Below are 13,791 nucleotides of genomic sequence, written 5' to 3' on the forward strand. Positions count from 1 at the left end.
AGAAGAGGAACGGCAAGCCACCATGGCGGGACAGAAGATCCGCATCAGGCTCAAGGCCTACGACCACGAGGCGATCGACGCGTCGGCCCGCAAGATCGTGGAGACCGTGACGCGCACCGGCGCCTCGGTCGTCGGCCCGGTGCCGCTGCCCACCGAGAAGAACATCTACTGCGTCATCCGCTCGCCGCACAAGTACAAGGACTCGCGCGAGCACTTCGAGATGCGCACCCACAAGCGACTGATCGACATCGTCGACCCGACGCCCAAGACGGTGGACGCGCTCATGCGCATCGACCTGCCGGCGAGCGTCGACGTCAACATCCAGTGAGGCGTCTGATGACTGCAGATCCCCTCCGGACCCACGAGCGGCAGATGACCGGCGTCCTCGGCACCAAGGTCGGCATGACCCAGGTGTTCGACGAGGCGAACCGGGTCGTCCCCGTGACCGTCGTCAAGGCCGGGCCCTGCGTGGTCACGCAGGTGCGGACCCCCTCCACCGACGGCTACAACGCGGTCCAGTTCGCCTACGGCGCCGTCGACCCGCGCAAGGTGAACAAGCCCGAGACCGGGCACTTCGCCAAGGCCGGCATCACGCCGCGGCGCCACCTCGTCGAGCTGCGCACCTCCGACGCCTCGTCCTACGAGGTCGGCCAGGAGGTGACGGCCGAGACCTTCAGCGCGGGCGCCGTCGTCGACGTCTCCGGCACCACCAAGGGCAAGGGCACCGCCGGCGTCATGAAGCGCCACGGCTTCGGCGGTCTCGGCGCGAGCCACGGCACCCAGCGCAAGCACCGTTCGCCCGGCTCCATCGGCGGCTGCGCCACCCCGGCGCGCGTCTTCAAGGGCACGCGCATGGCCGGCCGCATGGGCAACGTCAAGAGCACCACGCAGAACCTGACCGTGCACGGCGTGGACGCCGACGCGGGCCTGCTGCTGATCCGCGGCGCCGTCCCCGGCCCGCGCGGCGGCCTGGTCCTCGTGACCTCCGCGGCCAAGGTCCACCCGAAGGGCGGTGACCAGCAGTGACCTCTCCTGACGGCCACACCCCGGGTGTGAGCGACACCGAGGGCCACGACGCAGGTGAGCAGGTCGGGTCGGGCGCGTCGTCCACGACGGCCGCGGCCACGGCGACCCTCACCGTGTCCTCCCGGCAGAGCCGGCGCCCGTCGTTCACCGCCGGCGAGGCCCGTCGCGTCGCACGTCGCGAGGCGGACGCCGCCGCGGGCACGGGCGAGACCCGGTCGGTCCCCGTCCACACGCCGACCGGTGGCACCGACGGCACGGCCGAGCTCCCCGGCGAGCTCTTCGACGCGCCGGCCAACACCGCGCTGATGCACCAGGTCGTCACCGCGCAGCTCGCGGCGGCCCGCCAGGGCACGCACGACACCAAGACGCGCGGCGAGACCCGCGGCGGCGGCAAGAAGCCCTACCGGCAGAAGGGCACCGGCCGTGCCCGCCAGGGCTCGACCCGCGCGCCGCAGTTCACCGGCGGCGGCACCGTCCACGGCCCGACGCCGCGGGACTACAGCCAGCGGACCCCGAAGAAGATGAAGGCGGCGGCCCTGCGCGGGGCGCTGTCCGACCGCGCCCGCCACGAGCGGGTGCACGTCTTCTCGGCGCTGATCGAGGGCACCACGCCGTCGACCAAGGGCGCGCGCGCCGCGCTCGAGGGCGTCATCACGGCCGACCGCGAGCACCGCCACGTCCTGGCGGTCGTCGCGCGCGACGACGAGGCGACCCGCCGCAGCGTCGCGAACCTGCCCGCGGTGCACCTGCTGACGGCCGACCAGCTCAACACCTACGACGTGCTGCGCGCGGACGACGTGGTCTTCACGACCGCCGGCCTCGACGCGTTCGTCGGCTCGCGGACCGTGCAGGAGGCAGACCAGTGATCGCGGACGCGCGCGACGTCATCCTCGCGCCGGTGATCTCGGAGAAGAGCTACGGCCTTCTCGAGGAGCGCCAGTACACGTTCCTGGTGCGGCCGGACGCGAACAAGACCCAGATCAAGATCGCCGTCCAGGAGATCTTCGACGTGCAGGTGGAGAGCGTGAACACGCTCAACCGCGAGGGGAAGCGCAAGCGGTCCCGGCGCGGCTTCGGCAAGCGCAAGGACACCAAGCGCGCCGTGGTGACCGTGACGCCGGAGAGCCGGACGATCGACGTCTTCGGCGGACCCGGGGCGTAGGGGAGCACTGAGGACATGGGAATCCGCAGGTACAAGCCGACGACCGCCGGGCGGCGCGGCGCGAGCGTCTCGGACTTCGCCGAGATCACGCGCGACCACCCGGAGAAGTCGCTGATCCGCCCGCTGCACAACAAGGGCGGCCGCAACGCCACCGGCCGGATCACGACCCGGCACCAGGGCGGCGGCCACAAGCGGGCCTACCGGCTCATCGACTTCCGTCGCAACGACAAGGACGGCGTGCCGGCCAAGGTCGCGCACATCGAGTACGACCCGAACCGCAGCGCCCGCATCGCGCTGCTGCACTACGCCGACGGCGAGAAGCGCTACATCATCGCCCCGGAGCGGCTGGGGCAGGGCGACGCGGTGGAGAGCGGCCCCCGGGCCGACATCAAGCCCGGCAACAACCTGCCGCTGCGCAACATCCCCACCGGCACCGTGATCCACGCGATCGAGCTCCGCCCCGGCGGCGGCGCGAAGATCGCGCGGTCGGCCGGCGCGCGGGTGCAGCTCGTGGCCAAGGACGGGCCGTACGCCCAGCTGCGGATGCCCTCGGGCGAGATCCGCAATGTCGACGTCCGCTGCCGCGCCACCATCGGCGAGGTCGGCAACGCCGAGCACTCGAACATCAACTGGGGCAAGGCGGGCCGCAACCGCTGGCGCGGCAAGCGCCCGACGGTGCGCGGTGTCGCGATGAACCCGGTCGACCACCCGCACGGCGGTGGTGAGGGCAAGACGTCCGGTGGACGCCACCCGGTCAACCCGGCCGGTACCCCGGAGGGCCGCACCCGTGGCCGCAAGGAGAGCGACCGCATGATCGTGCGCCGCCGGCGTACCGGCAAGAACAAGAAGCGCTGACGGGCAGGGAGGAGACAGCGATGCCGCGCAGTGTCAAGAAGGGGCCGTTCGTCGACGACCACCTGCTCAAGAAGGTCGACGCGCTGAACGAGTCGAACCGGAAGTCCGTGATCAGGACCTGGTCGCGCCGGTCCACGATCATCCCGGACATGATCGGCCACACGCTGGCCGTCCACGACGGGCGCAAGCACGTCCCGGTCTTCGTCTCGGAGGCCATGGTCGGGCACAAGCTCGGCGAGTTCGCCCCGACCCGCACGTTCCGCGGGCACGTCAAGGAGGACCGCCGGTCCCGTCGCCGCTAGGCGACGGACGGCGGTCACCCGTCCCGCGAGACCGCAGAAAGGGAACCGAACGATGGCTGCACCAGCCGACACCGACGCCCCCGAGGGGGCCGTGCAGAGCGCGGTGGCGAAGGCCCGCTACGTGCGCATGTCGCCGATGAAGGTCCGCCGCGTGGTGGACATCGTCCGCGGCATGCCGGTCGGCCAGGCCGCCTCGGTGCTGCAGTTCGCCGAGCAGGCGGCCGCCAAGCCGGTCGCCAAGCTCGTGGCGAGCGCCGTGGCGAACGCCGAGAACAACTTCGACCTGGACCCCGCCACGCTCGTCATCTCGACGATCACCGTGGACGAGGGCCCCACCATGAAGCGGTTCCAGCCCCGGGCGCAGGGGCGTGCGTACCGCATCCGCAAGCGGACGAGCCACATCACCGTCGAGGTCACCTCGGTGCCCGAGGGTGCCAGGGGCGGCCGCCGGCGCTCGAAGGGAAGGACCCGCTGATGGGTCAGAAGATCAACCCGCACGGGTTCCGACTCGGCATCACCACGGACTGGAAGTCCCGCTGGTACGCCGACAAGCAGTACGCCGACTACGTGGCCGAGGACGTCAAGATCCGCCGCATGCTCTCCAAGGGCATGGAGCGGGCCGGCATCTCCAAGGTCGAGATCGAGCGCACCCGCGACCGCGTGCGCGTCGACATCCACACCGCCCGCCCGGGCATCGTCATCGGCCGCCGCGGCGCGGAGGCCGACCGGCTGCGGGGCAACCTCGAGAAGCTGACCGGCAAGCAGGTCCAGCTCAACATCCTCGAGGTCAAGGGCGCCGAGGCCGACGCGCAGCTCGTGGCGCAGGGCGTCGCCGAGCAGCTGTCCAACCGCGTGTCCTTCCGCCGCGCGATGCGCAAGGCCATGCAGTCGGCCATGCGCTCGCCGGGCGTCAAGGGCATCCGCGTGCAGTGCTCGGGCCGCCTCGGTGGCGCCGAGATGTCGCGCTCGGAGTTCTACCGCGAGGGCCGGGTGCCGCTGCACACGCTCCGCGCCGAGATCGACTACGGCCTGTTCGAGGCCCGGACCAACTTCGGCCGCATCGGCGTGAAGGTCTGGATCTACAAGGGCGACGTCGTCGGCGGGAAGCGCGAGTCCGAGCGCCAGGCGGCCCTCGACGCCGCCACCCGCGAGCCGCGCCGCGGCCGGGGCGACCGCGGCGACCGTCCCCGCGGCCGTCGGTCGGGCTCGTCCGGCACCACCGCGACGAGCACCGAGGCCGGGCGCGCCGCCGCCGAGGCCGCGTCCTCCGGGGCGCCGGCGTCCACCACCGGCTCCGGATCGGAGGGCTGACGCGTGCTGATCCCCCGCAAGGTCAAGTTCCGCAAGCAGCACCGGCCGGACCGCTCGGGTGCGGCCAAGGGCGGCACGCAGATGGCCTTCGGTGACTACGGCATCCAGGCCCTGGAGCACGGCTACGTCACCAACCGCCAGATCGAGTCGGCCCGTATCGCGATCACGCGCCACATCCGCCGTGGCGGCAAGGTCTGGATCAACATCTTCCCGGACCGTCCGCTGACCAAGAAGCCCGCCGAGACCCGCATGGGTTCCGGCAAGGGCTCGCCGGAGAAGTGGATCGCGAACGTGAAGCCCGGCCGGGTCATGTTCGAGATGAGCTACCCGAACGAGGCCACCGCCCGTGAGGCACTGCGTCGCGCGCAGCACAAGCTGCCGATGCGCTGCCGCATCGTCACCCGTGAGGAGGCGTTCTGATGGCAGCGGGAACCCCCGCCAGCGAGCTGCGCGAGCTGACCGGCGAGGAGCTCGTCGCGCGTGCCCGCGAGGCGAAGGCCGAGCTGTTCAACCTCCGGTTCCAGATGGCCACCGGGCAGCTCGACAACAACCGCCGGCTGCGGACCGTCCGCCACGACATCGCGCGCATCTACACGGTGATGCGCGAGCGTGAGCTCGGGCTGTCCGTCGCCCCTGACGAGGAGGGAGCGGCATGAGCGAGACGACCGCGACCAGCTCGGGGGCGACCGCTCCCGAGCGCGACGAGGAGCAGCAGGTCCGCTCCGAGACCAAGCAGGCCGGCAAGGCCGAGCAGAGCCCGGTCTCCGCGCGGAACGACGACCGCGGCCTGCGGAAGACCCGCGAGGGCCTCGTCGTCTCGGACAAGATGTCCAAGACGATCGTCGTCAGCCTCGAGGACCGGGTGAAGCACCCGCGCTACTCGAAGGTCATCCGCCGGACCAAGAAGGTCAAGGCGCACGACGAGCACAACACCGCCGGCCCGGGCGACCGCGTGCTCCTCATGGAGACCCGGCCGCTCTCGGCGACGAAGCGCTGGCGTCTCGTCGAGGTCCTCGAGAAGGCCAAGTAAGTCCCCTCCGGGGCCACATCGAAACCATCCGGCGCCCGGCGCCGGGAAGGTCAGGAGAGAAGCAGTGATCCAGCAGGAGTCGCGACTCCGGGTCGCCGACAACACGGGAGCCAGGGAAATCCTGTGCATCCGTGTGCTCGGCGGCTCCTCCCGCCGCTACGCGGGGATCGGCGACGTCATCGTGGCCACCGTCAAGGAGGCCATCCCGGCGTCCGGCGTGAAGCGCGGCGACGTCGTCAAGGCCGTCGTGGTGCGCACCGTCAAGGAGAAGCGCCGCCCGGACGGCTCGTACATCAAGTTCGACGAGAACGCCGCGGTGATCATCAAGAACGACCGCGAGCCGCGCGGGACCCGCATCTTCGGCCCGGTCGGCCGGGAGCTGCGCGACAAGCGCTTCATGCGGATCATCTCCCTCGCGCCGGAGGTGCTGTAGCCAGATGAAGGTCAAGAAGGGCGACACCGTGCTGGTCATCGCCGGCAAGGACAAGGGCGCGAAGGGCAAGGTCATCAAGGCCTACCCCGACCGCGACCGGGTCCTCGTCGAGGGCGTGAACCGGATCAAGAAGCACACGGCCCAGTCCGCGAACCAGCGGGGCGCGCAGTCCGGCGGGATCGTCACGCAGGAGGCGGCCATTCACGTCTCGAACGTGATGGTCGTCGACGGCGACGGCAAGCCGGCCCGCGTCGGCTACCGCGAGGGCGGCGAGGGCGAGCAGAAGCGCGTGCGCGTCTCGCGCCGCAACGGGAAGGACATCTGATGACGAGCACCGAGACTCGTCCCCGGCTGCAGCAGCGCTACCTGGACGCGATCCGTCAGGAACTGACGGACCAGTTCGGCTACGCGAACCCGATGCTCGTGCCCGGCGTCACCAAGGTCGTCGTCAACATGGGCGTCGGCGAGGCCGCGCGCGACTCGAAGCTGATGGAGGGCGCGGTCCGCGACCTCACCCTGATCAGCGGCCAGAAGCCCGAGATCCGCCGGGCCCGCAAGTCGATCGCGCAGTTCAAGCTGCGCGAGGGGATGCCGATCGGCGCCCGCAGCACGCTGCGCGGCGCGCGGATGTGGGAGTTCCTCGACCGCCTGGTCTCGATCTCGCTGCCGCGCATCCGCGACTTCCGCGGCCTCTCGCCCAAGCAGTTCGACGGCTCGGGCAACTACACGTTCGGTCTGTCCGACCAGTCGATGTTCCACGAGATCGACCAGGACTCGATCGACCGGCCGCGGGGGATGGACATCACCGTGGTCACCTCCGCGACCACCGACGAGGAAGGCCGGGCCCTGCTGCGTGCCCTCGGCTTCCCGTTCAGGGAGAACTGAGATGGCGAAGAAGGCACTGGTCAACAAGGCGGCGCGGACCCCGAAGTTCAAGGTCCGCGGCTACACCCGCTGCAACCGCTGCGGGCGTGCGCGCGCGGTCCTGCGCAAGTTCGGGCTGTGCCGCGTCTGCCTGCGCGAGATGGCGCACCGGGGCGAGCTCCCGGGCGTCAGCAAGTCCTCGTGGTGAGCCGCGTGCACGACGAGACCGTCGACGCCCTCGTCGAGGAGGAGCTGCCGGGCCGCGCGATCGACCCGCAGCTGTTGACCCTGATCCAGCGCGTCGCCCACCGCGAGCACCTGCTCGACGGCACCGCGAGCGCCGCGCACCCCCGCAACGACAACTTGACCCGCCCCGGACGCCGCAGGCCCGCCACGGGGTCGTCCGCCCGCCGGACGACCCGGGGTACCACGGCGAGGAAGGTGACCTGGTCGCGATGACGATGACCGACCCGATCGCGGACATGCTCACGCGCATCCGGAACGCCAACTCGGCGTTCCACGAGAACGTGACCATGCCGCACAGCAAGCTGAAGGCCCACGTGGCCCAGGTCCTGCTCGAGCAGGGCTACATCGCGGGGTACCGCAGCGAGCCGGCGGCCGTGGGCAAGAGCCTGGTCGTGGACCTCAAGTACGGACCGAACCGCGAGCGCAGCATCGCCGGCATCAAGCGAATCTCGAAGCCGGGCCTGCGGGTCTACGCCAAGTCCACCGAGCTCCCCCGCGTGCTCGGCGGCCTCGGCGTCGCGATCATCTCGACGTCCTCGGGCCTGTTGACCGACCGGCAGGCCTACCAGCGGCGAATGGGCGGGGAAGTCCTCGCCTTCGTCTGGTAGCGGAGAGGGGAACCGAACCATGTCACGCATCGGCAAGGCCCCGATCACCGTGCCGTCCGGCGTCGACGTCACCGTCGAGGGCCAGCACGTCACCGTGAAGGGGCCCAAGGGCACCCTCAGCCACACCGTCGACCAGCCCATCGGGGTGACCCTCGAGGACGGCGTCCTCTCGGTGTCGCGCCCCGACGACGAGCGGGAGAACCGCTCGCTGCACGGGCTCTCGCGCTCGCTGCTGAACAACCTCGTCGTCGGGGTGACCCAGGGCTTCGAGCGCAAGCTCGAGATCCACGGTGTCGGCTACCGCGTGCAGCTCAAGGGGAACACCCTCGAGTTCGCGCTGGGCTACAGCCACCCCGTGCGCATCGAGGCGCCTGACGGCGTCTCCTTCGCGGTGGAGAGCCCCACCCGCTTCTCGGTGCAGGGCGCCGACAAGCAGGTCGTCGGCCAGATCGCCGCGAACATCCGCCGCCTGCGCAAGCCCGACCCCTACAAGGGCAAGGGCGTGCGCTACGCCGGCGAGCAGATCCGCCGCAAGGTCGGGAAGACGGGTAAGTGATGGCTGAGACCACCGAGAAGAAGCGCACCCAGATCGGGAAGAACGTCTCCGAGACCCGCCGTACGGGGCGCGTGCGCCGTCACGCCCGCCTGCGCAAGAAGGTCGAGGGGACCCCGGTCCGCCCGCGCCTCGTCGTCACCCGCTCCGCGCGGCACATCACCGCCCAGGTGGTGGACGACCTCGCCGGCCACACGCTCGCGCACGCGTCGAGCATGGAGGCCGACGTCCGCGGGCTGGAGGGCGACAAGAAGGCGCAGGCCGCCAAGGTCGGCGAGCTCGTCGCCAGCCGTTCGAAGTCCGCGGGGATCGAGGCGGTCGTCTTCGACCGCGGCGGTCGCCGTTACCACGGCCGCATCGCGCAGCTCGCGGATGCGGCCCGCGAGGGGGGCCTGACGTTCTGATGGCTCTCCGGAACCAGCAAGGGAAGGACGCCTGATGCCGGGCACCCAGCGCCGCGAAGGCGGCCAGGGCGGCCGCGACCGCCAGGGCGGCGGCCGCGGCGGCGCCCAGGACCGGACGCCGCACCTCGAGCGCGTCGTCGCCATCAACCGCGTGGCCAAGGTCGTCAAGGGCGGCCGCCGCTTCAGCTTCACCGCCCTGGTGGTCGTCGGCAACGGCGACGGCGAGGTCGGCGTGGGCTACGGCAAGGCCAAGGAGGTGCCGGCCGCGATCGCCAAGGGCGTGGAGGAGGCGAAGAAGAACTTCTTCCGCGTCCCGCGGGTCGGCGGCACCATCACGCACCCCGTGCAGGGCGAGGACGCCGCCGGCGTCGTCCTCCTGCGCCCCGCGAGCCCCGGTACCGGTGTCATCGCCGGTGGGCCGGTGCGCGCGGTCCTGGAGTGCGCGGGGATCGCGGACATCCTGTCCAAGTCCCTGGGCAGCCAGAACGCCATCAACATCGTGCACGCCACGGTGGCCGCGCTGAAGGCGCTGCAGGTCCCCGAGGCCGTCGCGGCCCGCCGCGGCCTGCCGCTGGACGAGGTCGCGCCGGCGCGCATGCTCCGCCAGCGCGCCGGTCAGGGGGTCTGAGCCATGGCCGACCTCAAGGTCACGCAGACCCGGTCGAGCATCGGGGGCAAGCGCAACCAGCGCGAGACCCTCCGGACGCTCGGCCTGCGCCGGATCGGCGCGACGGTCACGCGGCCGGACACCCCGCAGAACCGCGGGCTCGTCCACACCGTGCGGCACCTCGTCTCGGTCGAGGAGGTCTGAAGATGAGCGACGGACCGCTCAAGCTCCACCACCTGCGCCCGGCCCCGGGCAGCAAGACGGAGAAGACGCGCGTCGGCCGCGGTGAGGCCTCGAAGGGCAAGACCGCCGGCCGCGGCACCAAGGGCACCGGCGCCCGCAAGAACGTCCCCGCGGCGTTCGAGGGCGGCCAGATGCCCCTGCAGATGCGCCTGCCGAAGCTCAAGGGCTTCCGCAACCGCAACAAGGTCGTCGCGCAGATCGTCAACGTCGGTGACCTGGCGCGGCTGTTCCCCGACGGCGGCGAGGTCGGCCCGGCCGAGCTCGTGGCCGCCGGCGCCGTCCGTGCCGGGCACCCGGTGAAGGTGCTCGGCGAGGGCGACCTCGGCTCGGTGAGCCTGCAGGTGAGCGCGCACGCGTTCTCCGGCTCGGCCACCGAGAAGATCACCGCGGCGGGCGGGACGACCACGGTCGTCTGACCCCGCACCGCATCACGACCCGGGCCCGGGGTGCCGATCGGCACCCCGGGCCCGTGGTCTGTCGGCTCCGGCTCCGGCTCCGCTGCGTGCCCCCGTGTATCGGCGCCGTGCCGCCCGCGCGTCGGGGCCGGTCGGGGCCCTCCCGGCCTGCTGTTACCCTCGCCGCAGGCCCCGCCCGTTCCCGGAACGCCCGACGCCGGAACGTGAGCGCACCGGCCCGCCCCTCCCCGGGGCGCCGGCCGCGACCTCCTCGAGCGGCGGAGCCGGAATCGACGACCAGCTGGAGGTCCGAGTGCTCGGCCCCGTGCGGTCCGCGCTGGCGACGCCGGACCTGCGCAAGAAGATCCTGTTCACGCTCGGCATCGTCGCGGTCTACCGGCTCGGAGCGACGCTGCCCGCCCCCGGGGTCTCGTACACCAACGTGCAGGCCTGTCTGCGCCAGGTCCAGGGCGGCGACGCGGCGAGCGTCTACTCGCTGATCAACCTGTTCTCCGGTGGCGCGCTGCTCCAGCTGTCGATCTTCGCGCTGGGCATCATGCCCTACATCACGGCGAGCATCATCATCCAGCTGCTCACCGTGGTCATCCCGCGGTTCGAGCAGCTGAAGAAGGAGGGCCAGTCCGGTCAGGGCACGCTGACGCAGTACACGCGCTACCTGACCATCGCGCTGGCCATCCTGCAGTCGACCGGCATCGTCGCGCTCGCCGACCGGGGGCAGCTCTTCCAGAACTGCGACCCGTCGCAGTACCCGATCCTGCCCAACGCCGGCATCTTCGACCTCGCGGTCATCGTGCTGGTCATGACGGCGGGCACGGCCGTGATCATGTGGTTCGGCGAGCTCGTCACCGAGCGCGGCGTCGGCAACGGCATGTCGCTGCTGATCTTCACCTCGATCGCGGCGCGCATCCCCGCCGAGGGCCAGCAGATCCTCTCCAGCTCCGGCGCCCTGGTCTTCACCGTGGTCTGCGTCTTCGGGCTCGCGATCATCGCGAGCGTCGTGTTCGTCGAGCAGGGCCAACGACGCATCCCGGTCCAGTACGCGAAGCGGATGGTCGGGCGCCGGATGTACGGCGGCACGTCGACGTACCTGCCGCTGAAGGTCAACCAGGCCGGCGTCATCCCGGTCATCTTCGGCTCGTCGCTGCTCTACCTGCCCGACCTGCTGTCCCGGCTGGTCGGCAACTCGACGTCGGGCTTCGCGGTCTTCGTCCAGAACTACCTGGCGAACCAGTCCAACTGGCTCCACATCCTCCTGTACTTCGCCCTGATCATCTTCTTCACGTACTTCTACGTCGCGATCACGTTCAACCCCGAGGAACGTGCCGACGAGATGAAGAAGTTCGGCGGCTTCATCCCCGGCATCCGCCCGGGGCGCCCCACGGCGGAGTACCTCCAGTACGTGCTCTCGCGGATCACCTTGCCGGGATCGATCTACCTCGGCATCATCGCTGTCCTCCCGAACTTCTTCCTGGGCCTCACCGGCGGTCAGAGCCAGCAGAACTTCCCCTTCGGGGGCACCGCGGTGCTGATCATGGTGGGCGTGGGCCTGGACACCGTGAAGCAGATCGAGAGCCAGCTGATGCAGCGCAACTACGAGGGCTTCCTGCGCTGACGGGCACCCCCCGCCCGGTGGTGGGGGCCGGGGACGGTCCCCGCGGGGCAGGATGGATGCGTGCGCCCGACGACGGGTGCGCAGGAGAGGAGTGGACATGAGGATCGTTCTGGTGGGGCCGCCCGGAGCAGGCAAGGGGACGCAGGCGGCGCGGTTGTCGGAGCGGCTGGACGCCCCGCACATCTCCACCGGCGACCTCTTCCGCGACAACATGAAGAACGGCACCGAGCTCGGCAAGGAGGCCCAGCGCTACGTCGACGCGGGCGACCTGGTGCCCGACGAGGTCACCGTCGCGATGGTCAAGGACCGGCTCGCGCAGCCCGACGCCGCCGACGGCTTCCTGCTCGACGGGTTCCCCCGCAACACCTCGCAGGCCGAGGAGCTGAAGAAGGTCCTCTCCGACCTCGACCAGCGTCTCGACGCCGTCCTGCTCTTCGAGGTCGACGACGAGGAGCTGATCCAGCGCCTCACCGCCCGCGGCCGTTCGGACGACACCGAGGACGTCATCCGCAACCGGCAGGAGGTCTACCGCCGGGAGACCGCGCCGCTGATCGACTACTACCGCGACATCCTCGTGACGGTGGACGCGATGGGCTCGATGGACGAGGTCACCGACCGGGCGATGGACGCGCTGGCCGACGAGCCCGAGGACTGAGCCGCGGTGGGGCTCGCCCGCATCGTGCGCGGCGCCGGCCAGCTCGGCGGGGCGAGCCTCGCCGACGTGGGCGTGGAGCTCGGGCGGGTGGCCGGGCGGCTCTCCGGCGGGCGGATCGGGAACGACGTGCAGATCAAGTCCCGGGGCGAGCTCCAGGCGATGCGGGCCGCCGGCCTGGTCGTGGCGGACACGCTCGCGCGCGTGTCCGCGGCGGCCGTGCCCGGGGCGACCACGGCCGACCTGGACGCGCTCGCCGAGGCGACGATCCGCGGGGCGGGCGCCGTCCCGTCGTTCCTGGGCTACCACGGGTTCCCGGGCAGCATCTGCACCTCGGTGAACGCCGAGGTCGTGCACGGGATCCCGGGGCCCGGCACGGTGCTGGGCGAGGGCGACCTGCTCTCGGTGGACTGCGGCGCGATCCTGGACGGATGGCACGGCGACGCCGCGGTCACCGTCTCGGTGGGCACGCCGGCCCCCGGCGACACCGAGCTGTCCGCGGCGTGCCGCGCGGCGATGTGGGCGGGGATTGCCGAGGTCCGGCCCGGCAACCGCCTCGGCGACGTCTCGCACGCGATCGAGGCCGAGGCCCGCCGCCACCGCACCCCGGCGGGGGAGGGCTTCGGGATCGTCGAGGACTACGGCGGGCACGGCATCGGCACCGAGATGCACATGGAGCCGTTCCTGCCGAACCTCGGCCGGCCCGGCACCGGGCCGCGGCTGCGCGAGGGCCTCGTCCTGGCCGTGGAGCCGATGCTCACCGCCGGCGACGCCGAGACCGAGGAGCTCGACGACGAGTGGACCGTCGTCACCGCGGACGGTGCCCGGGCCGCGCACTGGGAGCACACGGTCGCGGTCACCGACTCCGGGCCGTGGGTGCTGACCGCCCCGGAGAATACAGATAGCTGAACTGTCCGCTATCCGCTACGCTGGTTCCCGGGTCAGGGGAACCGGAGGTGGTCGTGGTGTCGGTGGACGGTGCGGTGCGGTGCTCGGACGCGGAACGCGCGCAGGTGGCGGACCGGTTGGCGACGGCGCACGCGGAGGGCCGGCTGACGCTGGCCGAGTACGACGAGCGGGTACGCGCGGCCCACGGGGCCGTGGTGCGCGACGACCTCGCGCCGCTCACGGGCGACCTGCCGGGGCGCCCGGCCGCGCCCGCCGTCGTCGGGAGGTCCCGGACGGAGCCGGCGCGGCGCTCGCGGTCCTGCGCGTTCGGGGGGCCGTTCCCGGGGCCGTTCCCGGTATCGGCGGGTGGCGTTCGCGGCGCGGTCGCGGCGTGGGCGGTCGTCAGCGCGGTGAACCTGCTGATCTGGCTCGCCGTCGTGCTGGGGAGCGGGGCGGCGGTGTACCCGTGGTGGATCTGGGTGGCCGGGCCGTGGGGCGTGGCGCTGCTGGTCGGCGCGCTCGGCCGGTCGGCGCAGCGCTCGGCCACCCCCTGAGCGCACGAACGGCCGGTTCGTGACC

General features: G+C 71.7%; 25 protein-coding genes and 1 pseudogene. All 26 read left to right on the forward strand.

Annotation, left to right across the window (positions count from 1 at the left end; all coding sequences use genetic code 11):
* Nucleotides 1–22: 22 nt before the first annotated feature.
* The 26 genes and pseudogenes from rpsJ to HH311_RS27000 all read left to right on the forward strand — a co-directional run bounded on the left by rpsJ (nucleotide 23) and on the right by HH311_RS27000 (nucleotide 13,766).
* Nucleotides 23–328: a 30S ribosomal protein S10 gene (rpsJ, locus tag HH311_RS26875; protein ID WP_116708461.1), complete on the forward strand. Its 306-nt coding sequence runs from the start codon at nucleotides 23–25 to the stop codon at nucleotides 326–328.
* A gap of 8 nt (nucleotides 329–336) precedes the next feature.
* A complete protein-coding gene (gene rplC / locus HH311_RS26880) occupies nucleotides 337–1,026 on the forward strand; it encodes a 50S ribosomal protein L3 (RefSeq protein ID WP_248304259.1) in 690 nt (229 codons plus the stop codon).
* Between the two features lie 215 nt (nucleotides 1,027–1,241).
* Nucleotides 1,242–1,892: pseudogene (gene rplD, locus HH311_RS26885) on the forward strand (50S ribosomal protein L4); the annotation flags it as partial.
* Complete coding sequence (rplW, locus tag HH311_RS26890) at nucleotides 1,889–2,188, forward strand: 50S ribosomal protein L23 (protein WP_169186794.1); 300 nt, start codon at nucleotides 1,889–1,891, stop codon at nucleotides 2,186–2,188. The pseudogene rplD and the gene rplW, both read left to right, overlap by 4 nt.
* A 15-nt stretch (nucleotides 2,189–2,203) precedes the next feature.
* On the forward strand, nucleotides 2,204–3,043 hold the full coding sequence (rplB, locus tag HH311_RS26895) for a 50S ribosomal protein L2 (protein WP_169186795.1): 840 nt from the start codon (nucleotides 2,204–2,206) through the stop codon (nucleotides 3,041–3,043).
* Between the two features lie 20 nt (nucleotides 3,044–3,063).
* Nucleotides 3,064–3,345 (forward strand): 30S ribosomal protein S19, encoded by a 282-nt coding sequence (gene rpsS, locus HH311_RS26900; protein ID WP_169186796.1) that lies wholly within the window; start codon nucleotides 3,064–3,066, stop codon nucleotides 3,343–3,345.
* Nucleotides 3,346–3,397: 52 nt separating this feature from the next.
* A complete protein-coding gene (rplV, locus tag HH311_RS26905; protein WP_169186797.1) occupies nucleotides 3,398–3,820 on the forward strand; it encodes a 50S ribosomal protein L22 in 423 nt (140 codons plus the stop codon).
* Nucleotides 3,820–4,656 (forward strand): 30S ribosomal protein S3, encoded by an 837-nt coding sequence (gene rpsC, locus HH311_RS26910; RefSeq protein WP_169186798.1) that lies wholly within the window; start codon nucleotides 3,820–3,822, stop codon nucleotides 4,654–4,656. The genes rplV and rpsC overlap by 1 nt, the downstream gene beginning before the upstream one ends.
* Before the next feature lie 3 nt (nucleotides 4,657–4,659).
* A complete protein-coding gene (gene rplP, locus HH311_RS26915) occupies nucleotides 4,660–5,076 on the forward strand; it encodes a 50S ribosomal protein L16 (protein WP_169186799.1) in 417 nt (138 codons plus the stop codon).
* The gene (rpmC, locus tag HH311_RS26920; RefSeq protein ID WP_169186800.1) at nucleotides 5,076–5,312 is read left to right on the forward strand and encodes a 50S ribosomal protein L29; all 237 of its coding nucleotides are present in this window, start codon (nucleotides 5,076–5,078) and stop codon (nucleotides 5,310–5,312) included. Before rplP ends, rpmC begins: the two co-directional genes overlap by 1 nt.
* Nucleotides 5,309–5,686 carry a 30S ribosomal protein S17 gene (gene rpsQ / locus HH311_RS33775; RefSeq protein ID WP_396027464.1) on the forward strand — a complete coding sequence of 126 codons (378 nt, stop codon included), beginning with the start codon at nucleotides 5,309–5,311 and terminating at the stop codon, nucleotides 5,684–5,686. Before rpmC ends, rpsQ begins: the two co-directional genes overlap by 4 nt.
* A gap of 64 nt (nucleotides 5,687–5,750) precedes the next feature.
* Nucleotides 5,751–6,119, forward strand: coding sequence for a 50S ribosomal protein L14 (gene rplN / locus HH311_RS26930; RefSeq protein WP_018330916.1), 369 nt, complete (start codon nucleotides 5,751–5,753; stop codon nucleotides 6,117–6,119).
* A gap of 4 nt (nucleotides 6,120–6,123) precedes the next feature.
* Entirely contained in the window at nucleotides 6,124–6,444 is a 321-nt protein-coding gene (gene rplX / locus HH311_RS26935) for a 50S ribosomal protein L24 (protein WP_169186801.1), read from the forward strand.
* Nucleotides 6,444–7,004, forward strand: a complete 561-nt coding sequence (gene rplE, locus HH311_RS26940; protein WP_169186802.1) for a 50S ribosomal protein L5 — start codon at nucleotides 6,444–6,446, stop codon at nucleotides 7,002–7,004. The genes rplX and rplE overlap by 1 nt, the downstream gene beginning before the upstream one ends.
* Nucleotide 7,005: 1 nt before the next feature.
* The gene (locus tag HH311_RS26945) at nucleotides 7,006–7,191 is read left to right on the forward strand and encodes a type Z 30S ribosomal protein S14 (RefSeq protein ID WP_169186803.1); all 186 of its coding nucleotides are present in this window, start codon (nucleotides 7,006–7,008) and stop codon (nucleotides 7,189–7,191) included.
* Between the two features lie 5 nt (nucleotides 7,192–7,196).
* Entirely contained in the window at nucleotides 7,197–7,442 is a 246-nt protein-coding gene (locus HH311_RS26950; RefSeq protein ID WP_169186804.1) for a hypothetical protein, read from the forward strand.
* Nucleotides 7,439–7,837, forward strand: a complete 399-nt coding sequence (rpsH, locus tag HH311_RS26955; protein ID WP_169186805.1) for a 30S ribosomal protein S8 — start codon at nucleotides 7,439–7,441, stop codon at nucleotides 7,835–7,837. The genes HH311_RS26950 and rpsH overlap by 4 nt, the downstream gene beginning before the upstream one ends.
* 19 nt (nucleotides 7,838–7,856) lie before the next feature.
* The gene (gene rplF / locus HH311_RS26960) at nucleotides 7,857–8,393 is read left to right on the forward strand and encodes a 50S ribosomal protein L6 (protein WP_169186806.1); all 537 of its coding nucleotides are present in this window, start codon (nucleotides 7,857–7,859) and stop codon (nucleotides 8,391–8,393) included.
* The gene (rplR, locus tag HH311_RS26965) at nucleotides 8,393–8,794 is read left to right on the forward strand and encodes a 50S ribosomal protein L18 (protein WP_169186807.1); all 402 of its coding nucleotides are present in this window, start codon (nucleotides 8,393–8,395) and stop codon (nucleotides 8,792–8,794) included. The genes rplF and rplR overlap by 1 nt, the downstream gene beginning before the upstream one ends.
* A gap of 34 nt (nucleotides 8,795–8,828) precedes the next feature.
* Nucleotides 8,829–9,422, forward strand: a complete 594-nt coding sequence (gene rpsE, locus HH311_RS26970) for a 30S ribosomal protein S5 (RefSeq protein WP_169186808.1) — start codon at nucleotides 8,829–8,831, stop codon at nucleotides 9,420–9,422.
* 3 nt (nucleotides 9,423–9,425) lie between these two features.
* Nucleotides 9,426–9,605, forward strand: coding sequence for a 50S ribosomal protein L30 (rpmD, locus tag HH311_RS26975; protein WP_169186809.1), 180 nt, complete (start codon nucleotides 9,426–9,428; stop codon nucleotides 9,603–9,605).
* A 2-nt stretch (nucleotides 9,606–9,607) separates the two neighbouring features.
* Entirely contained in the window at nucleotides 9,608–10,060 is a 453-nt protein-coding gene (gene rplO, locus HH311_RS26980; RefSeq protein ID WP_169186810.1) for a 50S ribosomal protein L15, read from the forward strand.
* A 292-nt stretch (nucleotides 10,061–10,352) separates the two neighbouring features.
* Nucleotides 10,353–11,672: a preprotein translocase subunit SecY gene (secY, locus tag HH311_RS26985; protein WP_169186811.1), complete on the forward strand. Its 1,320-nt coding sequence runs from the start codon at nucleotides 10,353–10,355 to the stop codon at nucleotides 11,670–11,672.
* 97 nt (nucleotides 11,673–11,769) lie between these two features.
* Nucleotides 11,770–12,327, forward strand: a complete 558-nt coding sequence (locus HH311_RS26990; RefSeq protein ID WP_169186812.1) for an adenylate kinase — start codon at nucleotides 11,770–11,772, stop codon at nucleotides 12,325–12,327.
* Nucleotides 12,328–12,441: 114 nt separating this feature from the next.
* Nucleotides 12,442–13,233 carry a type I methionyl aminopeptidase gene (gene map, locus HH311_RS26995; protein ID WP_396027467.1) on the forward strand — a complete coding sequence of 264 codons (792 nt, stop codon included), beginning with the start codon at nucleotides 12,442–12,444 and terminating at the stop codon, nucleotides 13,231–13,233.
* Between the two features lie 56 nt (nucleotides 13,234–13,289).
* Nucleotides 13,290–13,766, forward strand: a complete 477-nt coding sequence (locus HH311_RS27000; RefSeq protein WP_169186813.1) for a DUF1707 domain-containing protein — start codon at nucleotides 13,290–13,292, stop codon at nucleotides 13,764–13,766.
* Nucleotides 13,767–13,791 lie beyond the last annotated feature (25 nt).

It is taken from the genome of Actinomycetospora sp. TBRC 11914 (genome assembly GCF_012933465.1).
GTDB lineage: Bacteria > Actinomycetota > Actinomycetes > Mycobacteriales > Pseudonocardiaceae > Actinomycetospora.

What these genes read in the sequence shown, in the direction of transcription:
- rplV (WP_169186797.1), top strand. Translation starts at nt 3,398, where the DNA reads ATGGCTGCACCAGCCGACACCGACGCCCCCGAGGGGGCCGTGCAGAGC.
- HH311_RS26990 (WP_169186812.1), top strand. Translation starts at nt 11,770, where the DNA reads ATGAGGATCGTTCTGGTGGGGCCGCCCGGAGCAGGCAAGGGGACGCAG.
- rplB (WP_169186795.1), top strand. Translation starts at nt 2,204, where the DNA reads ATGGGAATCCGCAGGTACAAGCCGACGACCGCCGGGCGGCGCGGCGCG.
- rplX (WP_169186801.1), top strand. Translation starts at nt 6,124, where the DNA reads ATGAAGGTCAAGAAGGGCGACACCGTGCTGGTCATCGCCGGCAAGGAC.
- rpsJ (WP_116708461.1), top strand. Translation starts at nt 23, where the DNA reads ATGGCGGGACAGAAGATCCGCATCAGGCTCAAGGCCTACGACCACGAG.
- rpsQ (WP_396027464.1), top strand. Translation starts at nt 5,309, where the DNA reads ATGAGCGAGACGACCGCGACCAGCTCGGGGGCGACCGCTCCCGAGCGC.
- rplC (WP_248304259.1), top strand. Translation starts at nt 337, where the DNA reads ATGACTGCAGATCCCCTCCGGACCCACGAGCGGCAGATGACCGGCGTC.
- rplE (WP_169186802.1), top strand. Translation starts at nt 6,444, where the DNA reads ATGACGAGCACCGAGACTCGTCCCCGGCTGCAGCAGCGCTACCTGGAC.
- rpsS (WP_169186796.1), top strand. Translation starts at nt 3,064, where the DNA reads ATGCCGCGCAGTGTCAAGAAGGGGCCGTTCGTCGACGACCACCTGCTC.
- rpmD (WP_169186809.1), top strand. Translation starts at nt 9,426, where the DNA reads ATGGCCGACCTCAAGGTCACGCAGACCCGGTCGAGCATCGGGGGCAAG.
- rplF (WP_169186806.1), top strand. Translation starts at nt 7,857, where the DNA reads ATGTCACGCATCGGCAAGGCCCCGATCACCGTGCCGTCCGGCGTCGAC.
- rplO (WP_169186810.1), top strand. Translation starts at nt 9,608, where the DNA reads ATGAGCGACGGACCGCTCAAGCTCCACCACCTGCGCCCGGCCCCGGGC.
- HH311_RS26945 (WP_169186803.1), top strand. Translation starts at nt 7,006, where the DNA reads ATGGCGAAGAAGGCACTGGTCAACAAGGCGGCGCGGACCCCGAAGTTC.
- rpsC (WP_169186798.1), top strand. Translation starts at nt 3,820, where the DNA reads ATGGGTCAGAAGATCAACCCGCACGGGTTCCGACTCGGCATCACCACG.
- rpsE (WP_169186808.1), top strand. Translation starts at nt 8,829, where the DNA reads ATGCCGGGCACCCAGCGCCGCGAAGGCGGCCAGGGCGGCCGCGACCGC.
- rpmC (WP_169186800.1), top strand. Translation starts at nt 5,076, where the DNA reads ATGGCAGCGGGAACCCCCGCCAGCGAGCTGCGCGAGCTGACCGGCGAG.
- rplR (WP_169186807.1), top strand. Translation starts at nt 8,393, where the DNA reads ATGGCTGAGACCACCGAGAAGAAGCGCACCCAGATCGGGAAGAACGTC.
- rpsH (WP_169186805.1), top strand. Translation starts at nt 7,439, where the DNA reads ATGACGATGACCGACCCGATCGCGGACATGCTCACGCGCATCCGGAAC.